Annotated in this window: 1 pseudogene; it reads right to left on the bottom strand. The window is 43.6% G+C overall.

From position 1 onward, the window contains the following. A pseudogene (locus EWU22_RS13370) lies at positions 1–521 on the bottom strand (hypothetical protein); the annotation flags it as partial.

Here is a 521-nt window from a genome sequence, read left to right as displayed (position 1 = left end):
GCGGCTACGGTTGGGTTTGTCACAGGACTTGATGATGCCGTCGCTCCACTGAATGTGATATTTTTTGCTCCTGTATATGTTGTTGCCGTATTGCCACTCGCATCTTGTGCGGTAATAGTTACTGTTTGAGGGCTCCCTGCTGTTTGAGTTCCTGTTCCTGTAACGACTAATTTAGTCGCTGTTCCTGGATTGACCGTTACACTTGAACTAGTAATAGCTGTTCCTGATACTGGAGTAAAGGTAAATGTACCTGCACCTGTGGTTCCTGTAAATGTTAAACCTAAACTAGTCAAGTTGGCTACTCCACTTGTAAAGTCGCCTGCACTACTTAATTTATTCGTTCCTGATAATCCAGTGATTGCTCCTGTTAAGGTTGTTGTTACTGTAATGTTATTTCCTGCAGCACTAAATCCTGTAGCTGTGTTACCATAAGCATCCAAGGCTGTTAAGGTATTTGTTCCTGTAAAGGCTGTGCCATTAATCTGTGGACTCGTTAAGCTCACCGCCAACTTCGTCATCGT

It is taken from the genome of Aquirufa nivalisilvae (assembly GCF_004307455.1).
GTDB lineage: Bacteria > Bacteroidota > Bacteroidia > Cytophagales > Spirosomataceae > Aquirufa > Aquirufa nivalisilvae.
This window is presented reverse-complemented; position numbering and strand designations above follow the sequence as displayed.